General features: G+C 61.6%; 13 protein-coding genes. 6 read left to right on the forward strand and 7 right to left on the reverse strand.

Annotation, left to right across the window (positions count from 1 at the left end):
• Window positions 1-14: 14 nt before the first annotated feature.
• Window positions 15-959 carry a threonine/serine dehydratase gene (locus tag ACE3OA_RS10010; RefSeq protein WP_374310561.1) on the forward strand — a complete coding sequence of 315 codons (945 nt, stop codon included), beginning with the start codon at window positions 15-17 and terminating at the stop codon, window positions 957-959.
• On the opposite strand, the gene ACE3OA_RS10015 is transcribed toward ACE3OA_RS10010, so the two are convergent.
• Window positions 940-1,839 (reverse strand): DMT family transporter, encoded by a 900-nt coding sequence (locus tag ACE3OA_RS10015; protein WP_374310563.1) that lies wholly within the window; start codon window positions 1,837-1,839, stop codon window positions 940-942. The genes ACE3OA_RS10010 and ACE3OA_RS10015 overlap by 20 nt on opposite strands.
• A 96-nt stretch (window positions 1,840-1,935) precedes the next feature.
• Between ACE3OA_RS10015 and ACE3OA_RS10020 the strand changes: the two genes are divergently transcribed.
• Window positions 1,936-2,619 (forward strand): helix-turn-helix transcriptional regulator, encoded by a 684-nt coding sequence (locus ACE3OA_RS10020; protein ID WP_374310565.1) that lies wholly within the window; start codon window positions 1,936-1,938, stop codon window positions 2,617-2,619.
• Here the strand turns inward: ACE3OA_RS10020 and ACE3OA_RS10025 are convergent.
• The gene (locus ACE3OA_RS10025) at window positions 2,616-3,308 is read right to left on the reverse strand and encodes a FecR domain-containing protein (RefSeq protein ID WP_374310568.1); all 693 of its coding nucleotides are present in this window, start codon (window positions 3,306-3,308) and stop codon (window positions 2,616-2,618) included. The two genes, ACE3OA_RS10020 and ACE3OA_RS10025, sit on opposite strands and share 4 nt — an antisense overlap.
• Window positions 3,309-3,676: 368 nt before the next feature.
• Here ACE3OA_RS10025 and ACE3OA_RS10030 point away from each other — a divergent pair, with 368 nt between their 5' ends.
• Entirely contained in the window at window positions 3,677-5,149 is a 1,473-nt protein-coding gene (locus ACE3OA_RS10030; protein WP_374310570.1) for a P-loop ATPase, Sll1717 family, read from the forward strand.
• A 45-nt stretch (window positions 5,150-5,194) separates the two neighbouring features.
• Here ACE3OA_RS10030 and ACE3OA_RS10035 read toward each other — a convergent pair whose 3' ends face one another.
• The 5 genes from ACE3OA_RS10035 to trpS form a co-directional block, all read right to left on the reverse strand.
• Window positions 5,195-5,698, reverse strand: a complete 504-nt coding sequence (locus ACE3OA_RS10035) for a universal stress protein (RefSeq protein WP_374310572.1) — start codon at window positions 5,696-5,698, stop codon at window positions 5,195-5,197.
• Window positions 5,699-5,741: 43 nt separating this feature from the next.
• A complete protein-coding gene (locus tag ACE3OA_RS10040) occupies window positions 5,742-6,485 on the reverse strand; it encodes a TIGR02186 family protein (protein WP_374310574.1) in 744 nt (247 codons plus the stop codon).
• Complete coding sequence (locus ACE3OA_RS10045; RefSeq protein ID WP_374310576.1) at window positions 6,482-7,441, reverse strand: sulfite exporter TauE/SafE family protein; 960 nt, start codon at window positions 7,439-7,441, stop codon at window positions 6,482-6,484. The genes ACE3OA_RS10040 and ACE3OA_RS10045 overlap by 4 nt, the downstream gene beginning before the upstream one ends.
• 183 nt (window positions 7,442-7,624) lie before the next feature.
• Complete coding sequence (locus tag ACE3OA_RS10050) at window positions 7,625-8,662, reverse strand: DUF2333 family protein (protein WP_374310578.1); 1,038 nt, start codon at window positions 8,660-8,662, stop codon at window positions 7,625-7,627.
• Between the two features lie 209 nt (window positions 8,663-8,871).
• Window positions 8,872-9,903 (reverse strand): tryptophan--tRNA ligase, encoded by a 1,032-nt coding sequence (gene trpS, locus ACE3OA_RS10055; RefSeq protein ID WP_374310581.1) that lies wholly within the window; start codon window positions 9,901-9,903, stop codon window positions 8,872-8,874.
• A 228-nt stretch (window positions 9,904-10,131) separates the two neighbouring features.
• Here trpS and ACE3OA_RS10060 point away from each other — a divergent pair, with 228 nt between their 5' ends.
• From ACE3OA_RS10060 to ACE3OA_RS10070, 3 genes are all read left to right on the forward strand, one after another.
• Window positions 10,132-10,836 carry a Bax inhibitor-1 family protein gene (locus ACE3OA_RS10060; protein WP_374310584.1) on the forward strand — a complete coding sequence of 235 codons (705 nt, stop codon included), beginning with the start codon at window positions 10,132-10,134 and terminating at the stop codon, window positions 10,834-10,836.
• A 200-nt stretch (window positions 10,837-11,036) separates the two neighbouring features.
• A complete protein-coding gene (locus tag ACE3OA_RS10065; RefSeq protein WP_374310586.1) occupies window positions 11,037-12,161 on the forward strand; it encodes an ABC transporter ATP-binding protein in 1,125 nt (374 codons plus the stop codon).
• A gap of 100 nt (window positions 12,162-12,261) precedes the next feature.
• The gene (locus tag ACE3OA_RS10070) at window positions 12,262-13,404 is read left to right on the forward strand and encodes a PotD/PotF family extracellular solute-binding protein (protein WP_374310588.1); all 1,143 of its coding nucleotides are present in this window, start codon (window positions 12,262-12,264) and stop codon (window positions 13,402-13,404) included.
• The last annotated feature ends 46 nt before the right edge of the window (window positions 13,405-13,450 follow it).

The raw sequence follows: 13,450 nt of genomic DNA on the forward strand, positions 1-13,450 counted from the left end.
TGGACAGGCCTCCAATGGACAGGATCGGTGCCGACGATATCGAAGCTGCCGCGCGGCGCCTTCACGGCCATGTCCGGCGCACGCCGATCCTGCCGCTGGAACTGGGGTCGCTCGGCACCCGCGCGCATCTCACGCTGAAACTGGAACTGCTGCAGCATAGCGGCTCGTTCAAGGCGCGCGGCGCCTTCAATTCATTGCTCTCGATGTCGGTGCCGCCGGCCGGCGTCGTTGCTGCGTCGGGCGGCAATCACGGCGCGGCCGTCGCCTTCGCCGCCCGGAGCCTCGGCCATGTCGCCGAGATCTTCGTTCCCAGCCTTGCCAGCCCCGCCAAGATCGCCCGTATCGAATCGTTCGGCGCCAGGGTGCATGTGATCAATGGCGCCTATGCCGATGCCTTGGCGGCAGCCGAGAAACATCAGGCAACGACCGGCGCCATCGGCATCCACGCTTATGACGCACCGGCGACCGTGGCCGGGCAAGGAACGCTGGCGCGCGAGCTCGATGCGCAATGCACCCAGATCGACACCGTGCTGGTCGCGGTGGGTGGTGGTGGCCTCATCGGCGGTGTTGCCGCCTGGTTCGACAAGCGCGTGCGCGTGGTCGGCGTCGAACCGGTCAAATGTCCCACGCTGGAAAGCGCCTTCCGCGCCAAGGCGCCGGTCGATGTCGAGGTAAGCGGCATCGCCGCCGATTCCCTCGGCGCCCGGCGCGTCGGCGCCCTGCCCTTTGCCATCGCCAAGGATCTGGTCGAGGGTGTCGTGCTGGTCGAGGACGACGCCATCCGCGCCGCGCAGAATGTGCTGTGGCGCGACCTGCGCCTGGCCTCCGAACCCGGCGGCGCCACGGCGCTGGCGGCACTGCTCTCCGGCGCCTACCAGCCGGCCCTGGGCGAGAAGGTCGCCGTCATCCTGTGCGGCGGCAATGTCGACCCGGCGAGCCTCAACGAGATCGCGTCGTAAGGAGCAGGTAGAGGGCAACGCTGGCAAAGACGATGCCGCCGCCCAGCAGCGTGCCGGAACCAGGCACTTCGGCAAAAGCCAGCCACACCCATACCGGCGCCAGCGGCGCATCGAGCGCGCCGATGAGCGCCGTTTCGACCGGCGCCACGCGCCTGGCGCCGAGCGTGAAAAGAGCAAGACCCAAAGCCGAATTGACCAGGCCGAACAGGACCAGCAGGGTCAAATCGGCAAGCGCGATTTGACCGCCCCCGGTCGTCGCAAACGGTCCGCAGGCGAGACCGCTGAAAAGCGCCGAGAGACAGGCGGCCGGCAGGATCGGAATACCGGGCCGTGCCCGCGCGATGACCATCATCGCCGCCATCATGAACGTCATGCCGAGCGCCAACAGATCGCCCAGCCAGTTGCCCTCGGCCGAAAGACCCACCATGACCATGACGTCAATCAGGGCGGCGAGTGCTGCGAGCAGGGCTGATCGGGTTGGACTTTCGCGCAAGACCAACCAACCCAGAAATGCAGTCGCAAAGGGAACGACAGCATAGATCACCGCCACATGTGCCACCGTGGTGAGGCGCAGGGCATTGATGAAGAAGATCATGCCGACAGCAGAAGCTGCGACGAACAGCCAGCCGGCCCGACCAAGATGCGCAAAACTCTTCCGGCCCGCCCGTCCCTCCAGCCACAGGATGACAAGGAAGATTCCGAGCGCCCCGAAGAGGCCACGCCAAAAGAGCAGCGTCCAGCCGTCGAGCGGGATGGCGCGCGTGAAGAAACCCGCGGTACTCCAGGCGATGGCGGAACCGATGACGGCGAAGCGACCGGCTGACTGGCTGCCGATGATGCCGGCTGTAGAGAGATCGGATTGCCGATCGGCAGACTGCATGGGACGCCTCGCTTCGGCTGCTGTTTTTACTGCGCCGCATGCTAGCCAATGGCTACTGACATCAGGGTGTCAGCAGTCATTGGCTAATGTGCTGCGATGGAAAGATCCTCGCGCCTCTTTGAAATCATCCAGTTGCTGCGCAGTGCCACGGCGCCGATGACGGCCCGGGATATCGCCACCACTCTGGAGGTCACCACGCGCACCATCTATCGCGACATGGCGGTCCTGCAGGCGCGCCGCGTGCCGATCGAAGGCGAGGCCGGCATCGGCTATGTCATGCGGGCCGGGTTCGACCTGCCGCCTTTGATGTTCTCGCCTGAGGAGATGGAGGCCATCGCCATCGGCCTGTCGCTGCTGGGCCGCACTGGCGATCATGCCCTGCAGCTGGCGGCAAGGCGCGTGGCGCAGAAGATCGCCTGCGTGCGGCCCGAAACAAAGCGGGAGGCGACAGGGGAAGCGCATCTGCTGGCATCCGGGTGGCACGCCATCCCGGCGGCACCTGTCGACCCCGGCGCCATTCGCGCGGCGATTCGCGCGGCGCAATGCCTTGCCCTGCACTATACCGATGCCCAGGGGGTGCCATCGGAACGCAAGGTGCGCCCCGTGGCCCTCGTCTATTACGTCGATAGCATTGTGCTTGGCGCATGGTGCGATTTGCGCGCAGCCTTCCGCCATTTCCGGCTGGACCGCATCAGGTCATGCGCGGTGCTGGGGGAAAGCTTCGTGGCGACGGCTGCGGCATTGCGCATCGCCTGGCACCAGCACATCAAGGCGCCTTAATCGAGGGCGAGTCCGGCCTTGAGGGCGGCGAGTTTTTTCTCGTCCGCCTGTTTGGGTGCCAGGGTGGCCCCCAGCGCCATCTTGCCGATGGTGACGGATTGGCCAGCGGCCAACAGCATGGCCTTGTCCTGGTCGGCGCTGGAAAGGCTGCGGAAGCCGAGGGCCGATTCAGCGACGTCGACCTTGCCTTCCAGCACATAAACCGAGGTTTCGGCCTTGGCCGTATTCACGATCCAATCGGTCGAACGGGTGGCGGCCACGGCGTTGCGGGTGCGGATGACGAAGCTGGAGCCCGGCGCCGCCTTGGCGGTGATCGCCTGCAGCAAGCCGTCCTTGAGATCGAAGGCAGCTTCGCGCTTCAGATCCTCGGGCGAAAAATCGAATGCGGCGATGGTCATCTTGGTCAATTCGCCGAGATTGAGCTGCGAGCCGTCCTTGAGGCCGATGCGCAGGCGGCTCTCGGCCAAAGTCGTGACGACGTCGCCGGCAAAAACATCCTCGCCGCCGGCAAGGGCGATCTGCTGTCCGGCGCGCGCGAGAGAGGCCGTGCCGCGCGCCTTGGTGACCGAACCCACGGGCTGGGCAGCTGCTCTGGCAGCTTCCGGCCCGAGCAAAGCAATGGCCCCCAGCGCCCCGCCGAAACCGAGGCCCAAACGCAGGAATTGCTGTCTGCTGAATTGCGCGGTCATTCCCATCCTCCCATTCAGGCGGAAAACTCCACCCCTTCAGGCGGAAAACCTGGGGCGAGCTCCTGGGACAGTCGGAGATATTGGGCCGCATCGCCCTGACCTGCAATGATCGCCGTCACGTTCTAAGCTCTGATCGGGCTAGTAAACGCAAACTAACACAAGCCGCTTGGGAGACAAGGAGAGTGGTACGATCATCGTATCGAAAGCGAACATTTCTGTTTATTTTTCAACTGCTTGATTGCGGTCACCAGTCAATTGAACAGTCTTGGTTTCGGGTTACATGTCGCGGATGTTTTTACACCCAAAGTTTTGGAAAATCCGATACGCTGCCCTATCTGTGGTCTCTGGATTTCGCGGAGAATTGAAAAATGACGTTCAAGTTCACGCCTGAGAATATTGAAGAGCTGTTTGGCGCAGAAGCCGCCGAGCAAGAAGACACAAAGCGACTCAGGAAATACTTCTTTAAGAGCAAAACGTACGAGGACGTTCGCGCGAATCTGCCGCTCAGAATTCTTGTAGCCCATAAGGGCATAGGCAAAAGTGCAATGTTCAAGGTCTGTTTCAGCGAAGACCTAGATCAGAGAAGTTTGAGCCTATGGGTCCGACCAGATGACTTGCTGAATTTTCGGTTCGATGAAACTACCGACCTAAATGCCCTCATCAGAAACTGGAAATCTGGGCTCCTAGATTTGATCGCAAGCAAAGTGGTGTCTTTCGTTGGGGAAGCTCCAACGAGCACAGCAGTCAAGACAATTGCTATTGCGGGTGCTGGTATCACCAATGCATTGATCAGCTTTTTCAAGAAGAAGCTTGGGGATGCTCTTGATCCAGCCATTCAGGCAACGCTCGAAAAGTTCCTTACCTCAAAGAAGATCTTGATTTATATCGATGATCTCGATCGCGGCTGGGAGGGAAAACCTGTCGATATTCGACGAATCTCCGCTCTGCTCAATGCACTTCGCGATATGTCCACAGATTACCCAGGACTTCACTTCCGTGTTGCGCTTCGCGCAGATGTCTACTTTCTAGTAAGAACGTCAGATGAATCGACCGATAAGATCGAGCGTTCTGTTATTTGGTACAGTTGGACTAATCACGAGATTTTCCAGATCTTAGTCAAAAGGGTCGGTACTTTCTTCGATCGTCAACTCAATGAAAAACAACTTTCTGGCATGCAGCAATGGCAACTGGCCAAGGTACTCGACAGCATTATGGAGCCTCGTTTTGCAGGCAAGGGCCACTGGGAAAATGCACCAACTTTTAGGGTCCTACTTTCACTAGTACGGAAGCGACCCCGCGATTTGATCAAGTTATGTTCTGAAGCCGCGAACAATGCGCGACGGAGAGATGGCGAGCTAATCACAACGGCCGATCTAAAGGACGTTTTCGAGAGTTACTCGCAAGGTCGACTCCAAGATACAATAAACGAATACAGGACCGAGCTTCCTGCGATTGAGCGCCTGTTGTTCGGGATGAAGCCGGCGCGGCAGGAGCGCAAAACTGCGCAGGGCTATCAGTACGACACAGCCAAGTTGCTTGAGAAGATCGAGAACATCCAGCAGGGGGGCAAATTCTCATTCGCAACGGGCAAAACAGCGTCGACGAAGGACCTAGCCAGTTTCATGTACAAGATAAATTTTCTCACGGCACGCAAAGAACTTGCTAACGGCGAAATTGATAGAAAGTACTTTGAAGAGAATCGCTATATTTCAAGCCAGTTTGTTGATTTTGGATATGACTGGGAAGTTCATCCGGCATATCGGTGGGCGCTCCAACCTGACTCGATTGAAGATATTTTTGAGAGCCTCAAGTTGAGTAGCATGGACTTCGCCAAGACGTAACCGAACATTCTTAGAAGTCTGTAGGCGCCACCAATTTATTTTAGGTCAGGCGATGTTCTCGATATCGGCTTCCGAAAGGTTGCCGGGGACCACGGTAATAGGAATGCGCAGCTTGCCGATGGCCTTGCCGGTCAGCGCCGAAATGAGGGGGCCGGGGCCCTTGGAGCCGGTGGCGGCACCCAGCACCAGGATGGAAATGGTCGGCTCCTCGTCGATAAGCTTCATCACCTCTTCCTGGCGGTCGCCTTCACGGAAGAAGAGAATGGGGAAATTGCCGGAGAGCTTCTGCACTTCGCCCGCCATCTTCTGCATGATGGCCTCGGCCTGCTGGCGCGCCTCATCGCGGATGAGGTTGCTGACACCGACCCATTCCTGATAGTCGGCCGGCTCCATGACATAGGCCATGGCGACGCGGCCGCCGGATTTCGCGGCGCGCCGGCATGCATAGCGCAGCGCCACCTTGAGTTCGGGCGAATCGTCGATGATGACGAGGAAGACGCGCCCGACTTTGGGCTTCTCGCCCTGGGTTTGATCGCTCGGCTCACTCATCCCATCAACTCCCTGATCCCCCGCGCCAGATTGGATTCCGCCGCTATCTGCGCCGGAAGGCGAGGTGCGCCATCCAGCCGGCAAAGAGCGCCACCAGCACGGCGATGACACCATAAGCAGCGCTGTGGCGATGCGCAAAGTCGTAAATATCGGCGCCGAACCCGACCTTGCTGATGACCAGGGGCGTGGTCTGGGCGCCGACCACCTTCTGGTCGCGCACCAGATAAACCTCGGCCAGATAGGTTCCGGTCGGCACCGTCGACGGCACGCGCAAATTCACCCGGAACAGCCGGTCGCCGATAAAGAGGATGCGCGCCGGCAGATCGGAAAAGAGGCCGTTATGCTGCTTGGCGCGCACCAGCGCCGTGGTGAAGGTCTTGAGGTCGGTATCGTCCGGCGAGACTGGCGTCATGCGCACGTTTTCGATGCCCATCTGGTAGAAGGCGCGCTGGTCCGCGGGCAGCAATTCCTCGAGCGGCTTGGAGGCCGCCAGCATGTAGACCGCCGGCACGTTCTGGAAGCCGAGGCCCTTGCGGTTGATCCAGATGCCCCCCACCCGTTCCTTGCGCAGAACCTCGACATCGGCCGCCGGTCCCTTGACGACGACGATGACGTCGCCGGGGCCGTCAGTCGTGCCGAAAAGCAACACGTCGGCGCCGGCAAAGCCCGTGGTGATGGCGATGAGATGGTCATCGAGATCGGCGATGAGCGGCGCCTGGGCCCCCGCCGGACGAAGTCCGGCCAGCAGCAGAAACGCGAAGGCAAGGATGTGGAGGGAGGCCTTCAATGCCCACCTCCGGCGATGACGATGGAGAAGAGATCGGCCGGATGCGCCACCAGCTGGTAAAGGAGGCCGCCGGCCGTCACCAGGATGACGATGGCCATCAGGAAGCGGAGCTGTTCGCCGGGCAGCTTGGCGCCGAGGCGCCCGCCCACCTGTGCCCCCACGACACCGCCGATGGTGAGGATGAGGGCGAGGAGAATGTCGACGGTCTGGTTGGTGTTGGCCTGCCAGAAGGTGACCCAGGCCTGGACGAAGATGATCTGGAAGAGCGAGGTGCCGATGACGGCACCGGTCGCCATGCCGAGGAGATAGATCATGGCCGGCACCAGCAGGAAGGCGCCGCCGACACCCATGATGGCCGACATGATGCCGACGATGAAGCCGATCGAAGCCGGCAGCAGCGCGCTGATATAAAGGCGCGACTTGCGGAAGCGCATCTTGAACGGCAGGCCTTGCGCCCAATTGTGCTGATGCAGCTTCTTGGGCGCCATGGAGCGGCGCACCCGGCGCAGCGCCCGGATCGATTCCACCGCCATCATGATGCCGATGCCCGAAAGCGTGATGACATAGGCGATGGCGATGACCAGATCGATCTGCCCCAGCGTCTTCAACAGGGTGAACAGGAGCACGCCGATGCTGGAGCCCAGCATGCCGCCGGCCAGCATCACGGCGCCCATCTTCACGTCGACATTGCCGCGCACCCAATGCGCCAGCACGCCGGAGACGGAGGACGCCACCACCTGGTTGGATTGGGTCGCCACGGCAACCGCCGGCGGCACACCGACGAAAATCAGCAAGGGGGTGAGCAGGAAGCCGCCACCGACACCGAACAGGCCGGAGAGCACGCCGACGCCGGCACCCAGGCCCAGCAGCAGGAAGACATTGAGTGCCACTTCCGCGATCGGCAGATAGATCTGGAGCCCCAGAAACCAATCGAGGATGGCTGTCGCCCAGGTCACCGCTTTCCCCTTCATGGACGGGAGCGTGACCGAAACCCTGATCTACCGACGCCGCCGCCGCTCTGGCTCGCTTCTCAAAGGCCTTGCGACTCGGGATTTCGCACGGCTTTCGGCCACTCTAAATCACAGCGATTCCAAGGGAAAGCGATGGATCGCACAGTTTGTGCTGGACCCAGTTTTTTCTCACTTCTGGAGGATGTCGGTGATCTCTTCGAGTTGGGCACGGGCGCGCAGCAGATAGAAGCCCTGTTCGGCAAGATGATTGGGCTGGGCGAGCGAGGCCGTTTCGCCGTTGATGACGAACCAGGGCTGCAGCGCGGCCCCTTCCAGCATCGACCCCACCATGCGGCTCCAGATGCGCTCGGCGCCCTTTTCGGCCAGCACCGATTTGAAATCCTGGCCGAGCGCTTTCAGCAGCAGGCCGTAGGCATAGAGTTCGCCCTTGTTGCGATAGAAGATGTCGTCGGCATTGAGATCGAACCAGGCACCCGATTCCGTGTCGATTTCCTTGTCGATATCGTCCGACGCGGCGCCGAGATCCTTGCCGATGCGGTCGAGGGTCGAGAGCAGATTGTCGGCGCGCCGCTCGAACACGGCATCGCCCCGGGTCAGGCGGCCGTTGAAGTCGTTGAGGGACTTCATGGCGTCGTTGTAATAGCTTTCCGACGGCTTCATCGGCGCCCAGGAGCGGCTGAGGTCGATATACCAGAGGTCCGGCTGGTTGTTGAGATAGCTGGCGGCATCCTGCAGGGCCCGGTCCGAACTGCTGGTCCCGCGCGAGCGGCCGATCTGGTCGCGCAATTCGGTCACCACGCGCTGCAGCGCCTGGATCTCGCCGGATTGGAAGTTCGGCATGTTGTCGAGGATCGCCGCCGGGAAGAACCAGGGCGCATTGGCCGGCCAGGACGTGCCGTTGACCTCGCGGTCGATCAGCGCCGCCGCCATGGCAACGGTCTGGCTGGCCTCGGCCGGCACCGCGGGGGGCGCAAAACTGGGATCGTCGTCGATGTGATGAGTCAGCAGCGCACCCACGGGATAATAGAGCACGATGATCGCGGCGAGCAGGCCACCGCCCCAGCGCAGGGCGGTACCGAGGCGACTGCCGGTCGCCGGCGCGTCCACATCCATCGCGTCGTCCCGCCGCTTCCAGCTGGGCAGAAACCGGCGCCACCCCGTTTTAGTCCCCTGCGGCTGGGGCTCGAGATCGAAGTCGTCGCTCATGGTCTGGCTGTTCCCGTCTGGTGGGTGGCTGAGGGGAGATAAGCAATCTCCTTGGTCAAAACAATGACTCTACCGTCGCGAGGCCCCCTCACCCCAACCCCTCTCCCCAAAGGGGCGAGGGGCTTCGAGCCAATCGCAGCGCTAACTCCCTCGCCCCGCGATAGCGGGGAGAGGGTCGGGGTGAGGGGCACTGCCTGGTAAGGCCCCCCTTACGCCGACAGGAACCCGACCGCCTGCTCGATCTCCTTGAGGATCGGTTCGGAAATGGCGCGCGCCTTGGCGGCGCCGCGCGACAGTACCGCGTCAACCTCCGCCGTATTGGCGAGGAGGCGCTTCATTTCCGCCCCGATCGGCCCCAAAACCGAAACGGCAAGGTCGGTGAGCTCGCGCTTGAAGGCGGAAAATTCCTTGCCTTCGGTCTCGCCGATGACGGTGCCGATTTCCTTGTCGGAAAGCGCTGCGTAGATGGCGAGGAGGTTGTAGGCCTCGGGCCGCAGCGCCTCGGCTTCGGCCTTCACCTGGCCCTTTTCATCAAGGACCTCGAGCCCCGGCAGGGGTGCCGGATCGGTCTTCGCCTTCCTGAGCTTCAGGGCGATGGTATCGGCATCGTCGGTCATGTTGATGCGGCTGTAATCGGACGGATCCGATTTCGACATCTTTTTCGTTCCGTCGCGCAAGGACATGACCCGCGCCGCCGGACCGCCGATCACCGGCGCCGGCTGCACCAGGCAGTCGATCCCGAAATCGGTGTTGAATTTCTGGGCGATGTCGCGCGCCAGTTCCAGATGCTGCTTCTGGTCCTCGCCCACCGGCACATGGGTCGCGCGGTAGCCGAGGATGTCGGCCGCCATCAGCACCGGATAGGTGTAGAGGCCGACCGAGGCGTTCTCGCGATCCTTGCCGGCCTTTTCCTTGAACTGGGTCATGCGGTTGAGCCAACCCACCCGCGCCACGCAATTCAGGATCCAGGCCAGCTGCGCATGCACGCGGTTCTGGCTCTGGGCGAAGATGATCGAATGCGAGACGTCGATGCCGGACGCCATGAAGGCTGCGGTCACTTCGCGCGTGTTCTTGGTCAGTTCCGCCGGATCCTGGAAGACGGTGATCGCGTGCATGTCGACGACGCAGAAGATGCACTCATATTCCTTCTGCATGCGCACCCAATTGCGCACGGCGCCCAGATAGTTGCCAAGATGCAGGGTGTGGGTCGGCTGGACGCCGGAAAAGATGCGGCCCTTCATGATCCTTCAGGTTCCAATAGGGTTACCCAATAGGGTTACGGGGCGGTTTATGGCGGCTAAAAGCCCGATCCGCAATGGGTTTCGGCCGCAGAATCCCGTCTCGTTCGCGCACGGCGCCTATTGAAGTCCAAGCGTTCTGCTCTAAATTCTCTGCCATCCGCGACATTCGCGGGCAAGGTTAAAGAACGGGGAGTGAACAAAATGGTCACTAGACCAGATCAAGGCCGAATGATTGAGCGCGGTTACGCCCAGGCCCAATCGGCAGAAATCGATGCCGGCCTGCGCGCGCATATGCAGAAGGTCTACGCTTATATGGGTGGCGGCTTGGCCGCGACCGGTGGCGTTGCCTATGCCGTCTTCCGCAGCGCGGAGTTTGCGCCCGCCTTCTTCGAGGCGGTCATCCGCAACAACCTCGTCCTCATGCTGGTAGCGCTGGGCGTCGCCTTCTTCTTCAGTTTCCGGATCCACGCCATCCAGGCCAGCACCGCCAAGGCCCTGTTCTGGGTCTATGCGCTGATCCTGGGTCTGGGCCTGGCGCCGATCTTCGTTATGTATACCGGCGAATCCGTGGCGCGGACCTTCTTCGTCACCGCCGGTACCTTCGGCGCGATGAGCCTTTGGGGCTATACGACCAAGCGTGACCTCACCGGCATGGGCAATTTCCTGCTGATGGGCCTTTTCGGCATCATCCTCGCCTCGCTGGTCAACATCTTCCTCGCCTCGAGCGGTCTGCAATGGGCGATTTCGTTGCTGGGTGTGGTGATCTTCACCGGCCTCACCGCCTACGACACGCAGAAGATCAAGGAGATGTATTGGGATGCCGACGGCGCCGAAGTCGCCACCAAGAAGGCCGTTCTGGGTGCCTTCACCCTCTACCTCGACTTCATCAACCTGTTCCTGATGCTGCTGCGCTTCCTCGGCGACCGCCGTTAAGCCAGCGACCAGAGTTCTTCCAACCAACCACGGCGGCATCTTCGGATGCCGCCGTTTCTTTTTATTCCGATCCCAGAATGAAAATTATATCGGTCCTTTTCATTGCGAACCAAACGCAGTAAGACTCGCTGTTAAGGCGGCAGCGGCATCCATGGGTGCCGGACACGACCGCCACGAAAACAGGGAGTACGGCGATCTTGGTGGCAAACGCATCCGAGAAGGCCTTCGACGTCGAGTTTCGTTCGGTCGTCAAACATTTCGCCGACGTCAAAGCCGTCGACGACGTCAGCTTCGGCCTGCGGCAAGGGTCGTTCCATTCCTTCCTGGGGCCCTCCGGCTGCGGCAAGACGACGAGCCTCCGGCTCATCGCCGGCTTCGAGCAGCCCGATAGCGGTGCCGTGGAGATTGCCGGGCAGTCGGTGGTGGGCGTTCCCGCCCATAAGCGCCCGGTCAACATGGTGTTCCAGCATTATGCCCTGTTCCCGCATATGGATGTGGCGGCGAATGTCGGCTATGGCCTGAGGCAGCGGAAGCCGCGCCCCGACAGTGCCGAGATCGATAGGCGCGTCGCTGAAGCCCTGGAACTCGTGCGCCTGCCGCATCTCGGGCAGCGCCGCATCTGGGAATTGTCCGGCGGCCAGCAGCAGCGTGTCGCCCTGGCGCGCGCGCTCATCAACCGCCCGACCGTGCTGCTGCTCGACGAACCGCTGGCGGCACTCGATCGCAAGCTGCGGCGCGAGATGCAGATCGAACTCCAAAACCTGCAGCGCGAGGTCGGCATCACCTTCGTCCTGGTGACGCATGACCAGGAAGAGGCGCTCTCCATGTCCGATACGATCGGCATCATGAAGGACGGCAAGGTGGTGCAGTTCGGCAGCCCCGAAGAGCTCTATGACGCGCCGGTCAGCCGTTATGTCGCCGATTTCGTCGGCGAATCCAATTTCTTCAGCGGGGCGGTTGCCAGCGCCGATGCCGGCGGCGCCGTCATCACCACGGCGAGCGGGCTGAGCCTTGCCGCACCTTTCAGCCGCTTAGGTCCAAAACTGACCCCGGGCAGCCGTGCCGCTATCGCTGTCCGCCCGGAAGTGATCGGCCTGTGGCAGCCGGGGGCGGCACCCGTCGGCCTCGATGTATTGCAGCCGGCGCGTCTCATGAACCGCATCTATCTTGGCGACCACAGCGAGTTTCAGGTCGAGGCGGAAGGGTTGGGGCCGGTGCTGGTGCGCCTGCCCAAGCATTCGACCGAAGGGCAGGCATTGGAGCCGGGCGACGCGGTCGTTATGGGCTGGAAGCGCGAGCGCGCCTTGGCCCTGGCCGATCAGTGACCGATTTCAACGCAGCGCCGCTGGCGGTAGCGCTGCTGCAAAAAGAACAATAACCGCCATGACAGGTTTGGGGCTTCATCGTTTTTCCAGGGAGACTGAGATGACTGATCCACGCAAAGAATTCATCGCGCAACTGCGCCGTTACCAGATGGGCTCGATCTCGCGCCGCCATTTCCTCGGCGTCACCGGCCTTGGCACCGCGATGGCGGTGATGGCCGGCGCCGTTCCGGGCCTGCGCCCGCGTCCCTCTTTTGCCGGCGATATCGGCGACAAGGTGGCGCTGACCTCGTGGCCGAATTATCACGACCAAGCGAATCTCGATAAATTCAAGGAATTGACCGGCGCCGCGGTCGAACTCACCGTTTTCGGCTCGAACGAAGAAATGTACGCCAAGCTGAAGGCCGGCGGCACGGGTTGGGACGTCTTCGTCCCCACCAACTACACCATCGCCAATTATGTCGAGGCCGACCTCATCGACCCGCTCGATGTGTCGCAGATCTCCAATTACGACCTTGCCTCTTATTCCGATCCGCGCATGACCGAGCCCGGTACGGTCAATGGCAAGATCTATGCCCTGCACAAGGATTGGGGCACCACCGGCTTCGTGCAGAACACCAAGAGCCTGCCCGGCAAGCTCAGCAGCTGGAAGGAATTCTGGGACACGACCAAGGACAAGGCCTCGGGCCGCGTCATGGTCCATGACTACCAGCTCACCACCATCGGCAATGCGCTCAAATATTTCGGCTATTCCTTCAATTCGATCGACGAGAAGGAACTGGCCGATGCCGAGAAGCTGCTGCTCGAGGTGAAGCCGCATCTCTTTGGCATTTCTTCGGATTATCAGCCAGCCATGCGCAATGGCGATGCCTGGATGTCGGTCGCCTGGACCGGCGATGGCAAGCAGTTGCACAAGGACATTCCGGAAATCGACTATGTCCTCGGCAAGGAAGGCGGCGAGATCTGGTCCGACTTCTACGCCGTGCCGAAGGAAGCGCCGAACAAGAAAGGCGCCTATGCCCTCATCAACTTCCTGCTCGACCCGGAAGTGAACACCAAGGAATTGCTGTTCCACGGCTATCCGGTCGCCGACAAGCGCGTCATCGCCAAGCTGCCGCCGGAGATCGCCAACGATCCGATCATGTACCCGGCCGCCGAATTGCTGACGCCGCTCGAATTCGGCGCCGGCAATGTGCTGACCAACCCGGCCCGCGCCGAAATCATGGCGCGGTTCAAGTCGGCCTAAAGCAACGCGTCTGCCTCCGCGCTCACGCCCCTCGCCCCGCGCTTGC

The organism is Dongia sp., from assembly GCF_041906375.1.
GTDB lineage: Bacteria > Pseudomonadota > Alphaproteobacteria > Dongiales > Dongiaceae > Dongia.

Bases quoted from the DNA above. Each gene is read 5' to 3' on its own strand.
- ACE3OA_RS10010 (WP_374310561.1), top strand. From the start codon at position 15: ATGGACAGGATCGGTGCCGACGATATCGAAGCTGCCGCGCGGCGCCTT.
- ACE3OA_RS10015 (WP_374310563.1), bottom strand. From the start codon at position 1,839: ATGCAGTCTGCCGATCGGCAATCCGATCTCTCTACAGCCGGCATCATC.
- ACE3OA_RS10020 (WP_374310565.1), top strand. From the start codon at position 1,936: ATGGAAAGATCCTCGCGCCTCTTTGAAATCATCCAGTTGCTGCGCAGT.
- ACE3OA_RS10025 (WP_374310568.1), bottom strand. From the start codon at position 3,308: ATGACCGCGCAATTCAGCAGACAGCAATTCCTGCGTTTGGGCCTCGGT.
- ACE3OA_RS10030 (WP_374310570.1), top strand. From the start codon at position 3,677: ATGACGTTCAAGTTCACGCCTGAGAATATTGAAGAGCTGTTTGGCGCA.
- ACE3OA_RS10035 (WP_374310572.1), bottom strand. From the start codon at position 5,698: ATGAGTGAGCCGAGCGATCAAACCCAGGGCGAGAAGCCCAAAGTCGGG.
- ACE3OA_RS10050 (WP_374310578.1), bottom strand. From the start codon at position 8,662: ATGAGCGACGACTTCGATCTCGAGCCCCAGCCGCAGGGGACTAAAACG.
- trpS (WP_374310581.1), bottom strand. From the start codon at position 9,903: ATGAAGGGCCGCATCTTTTCCGGCGTCCAGCCGACCCACACCCTGCAT.
- ACE3OA_RS10060 (WP_374310584.1), top strand. From the start codon at position 10,132: ATGATTGAGCGCGGTTACGCCCAGGCCCAATCGGCAGAAATCGATGCC.
- ACE3OA_RS10070 (WP_374310588.1), top strand. From the start codon at position 12,262: ATGACTGATCCACGCAAAGAATTCATCGCGCAACTGCGCCGTTACCAG.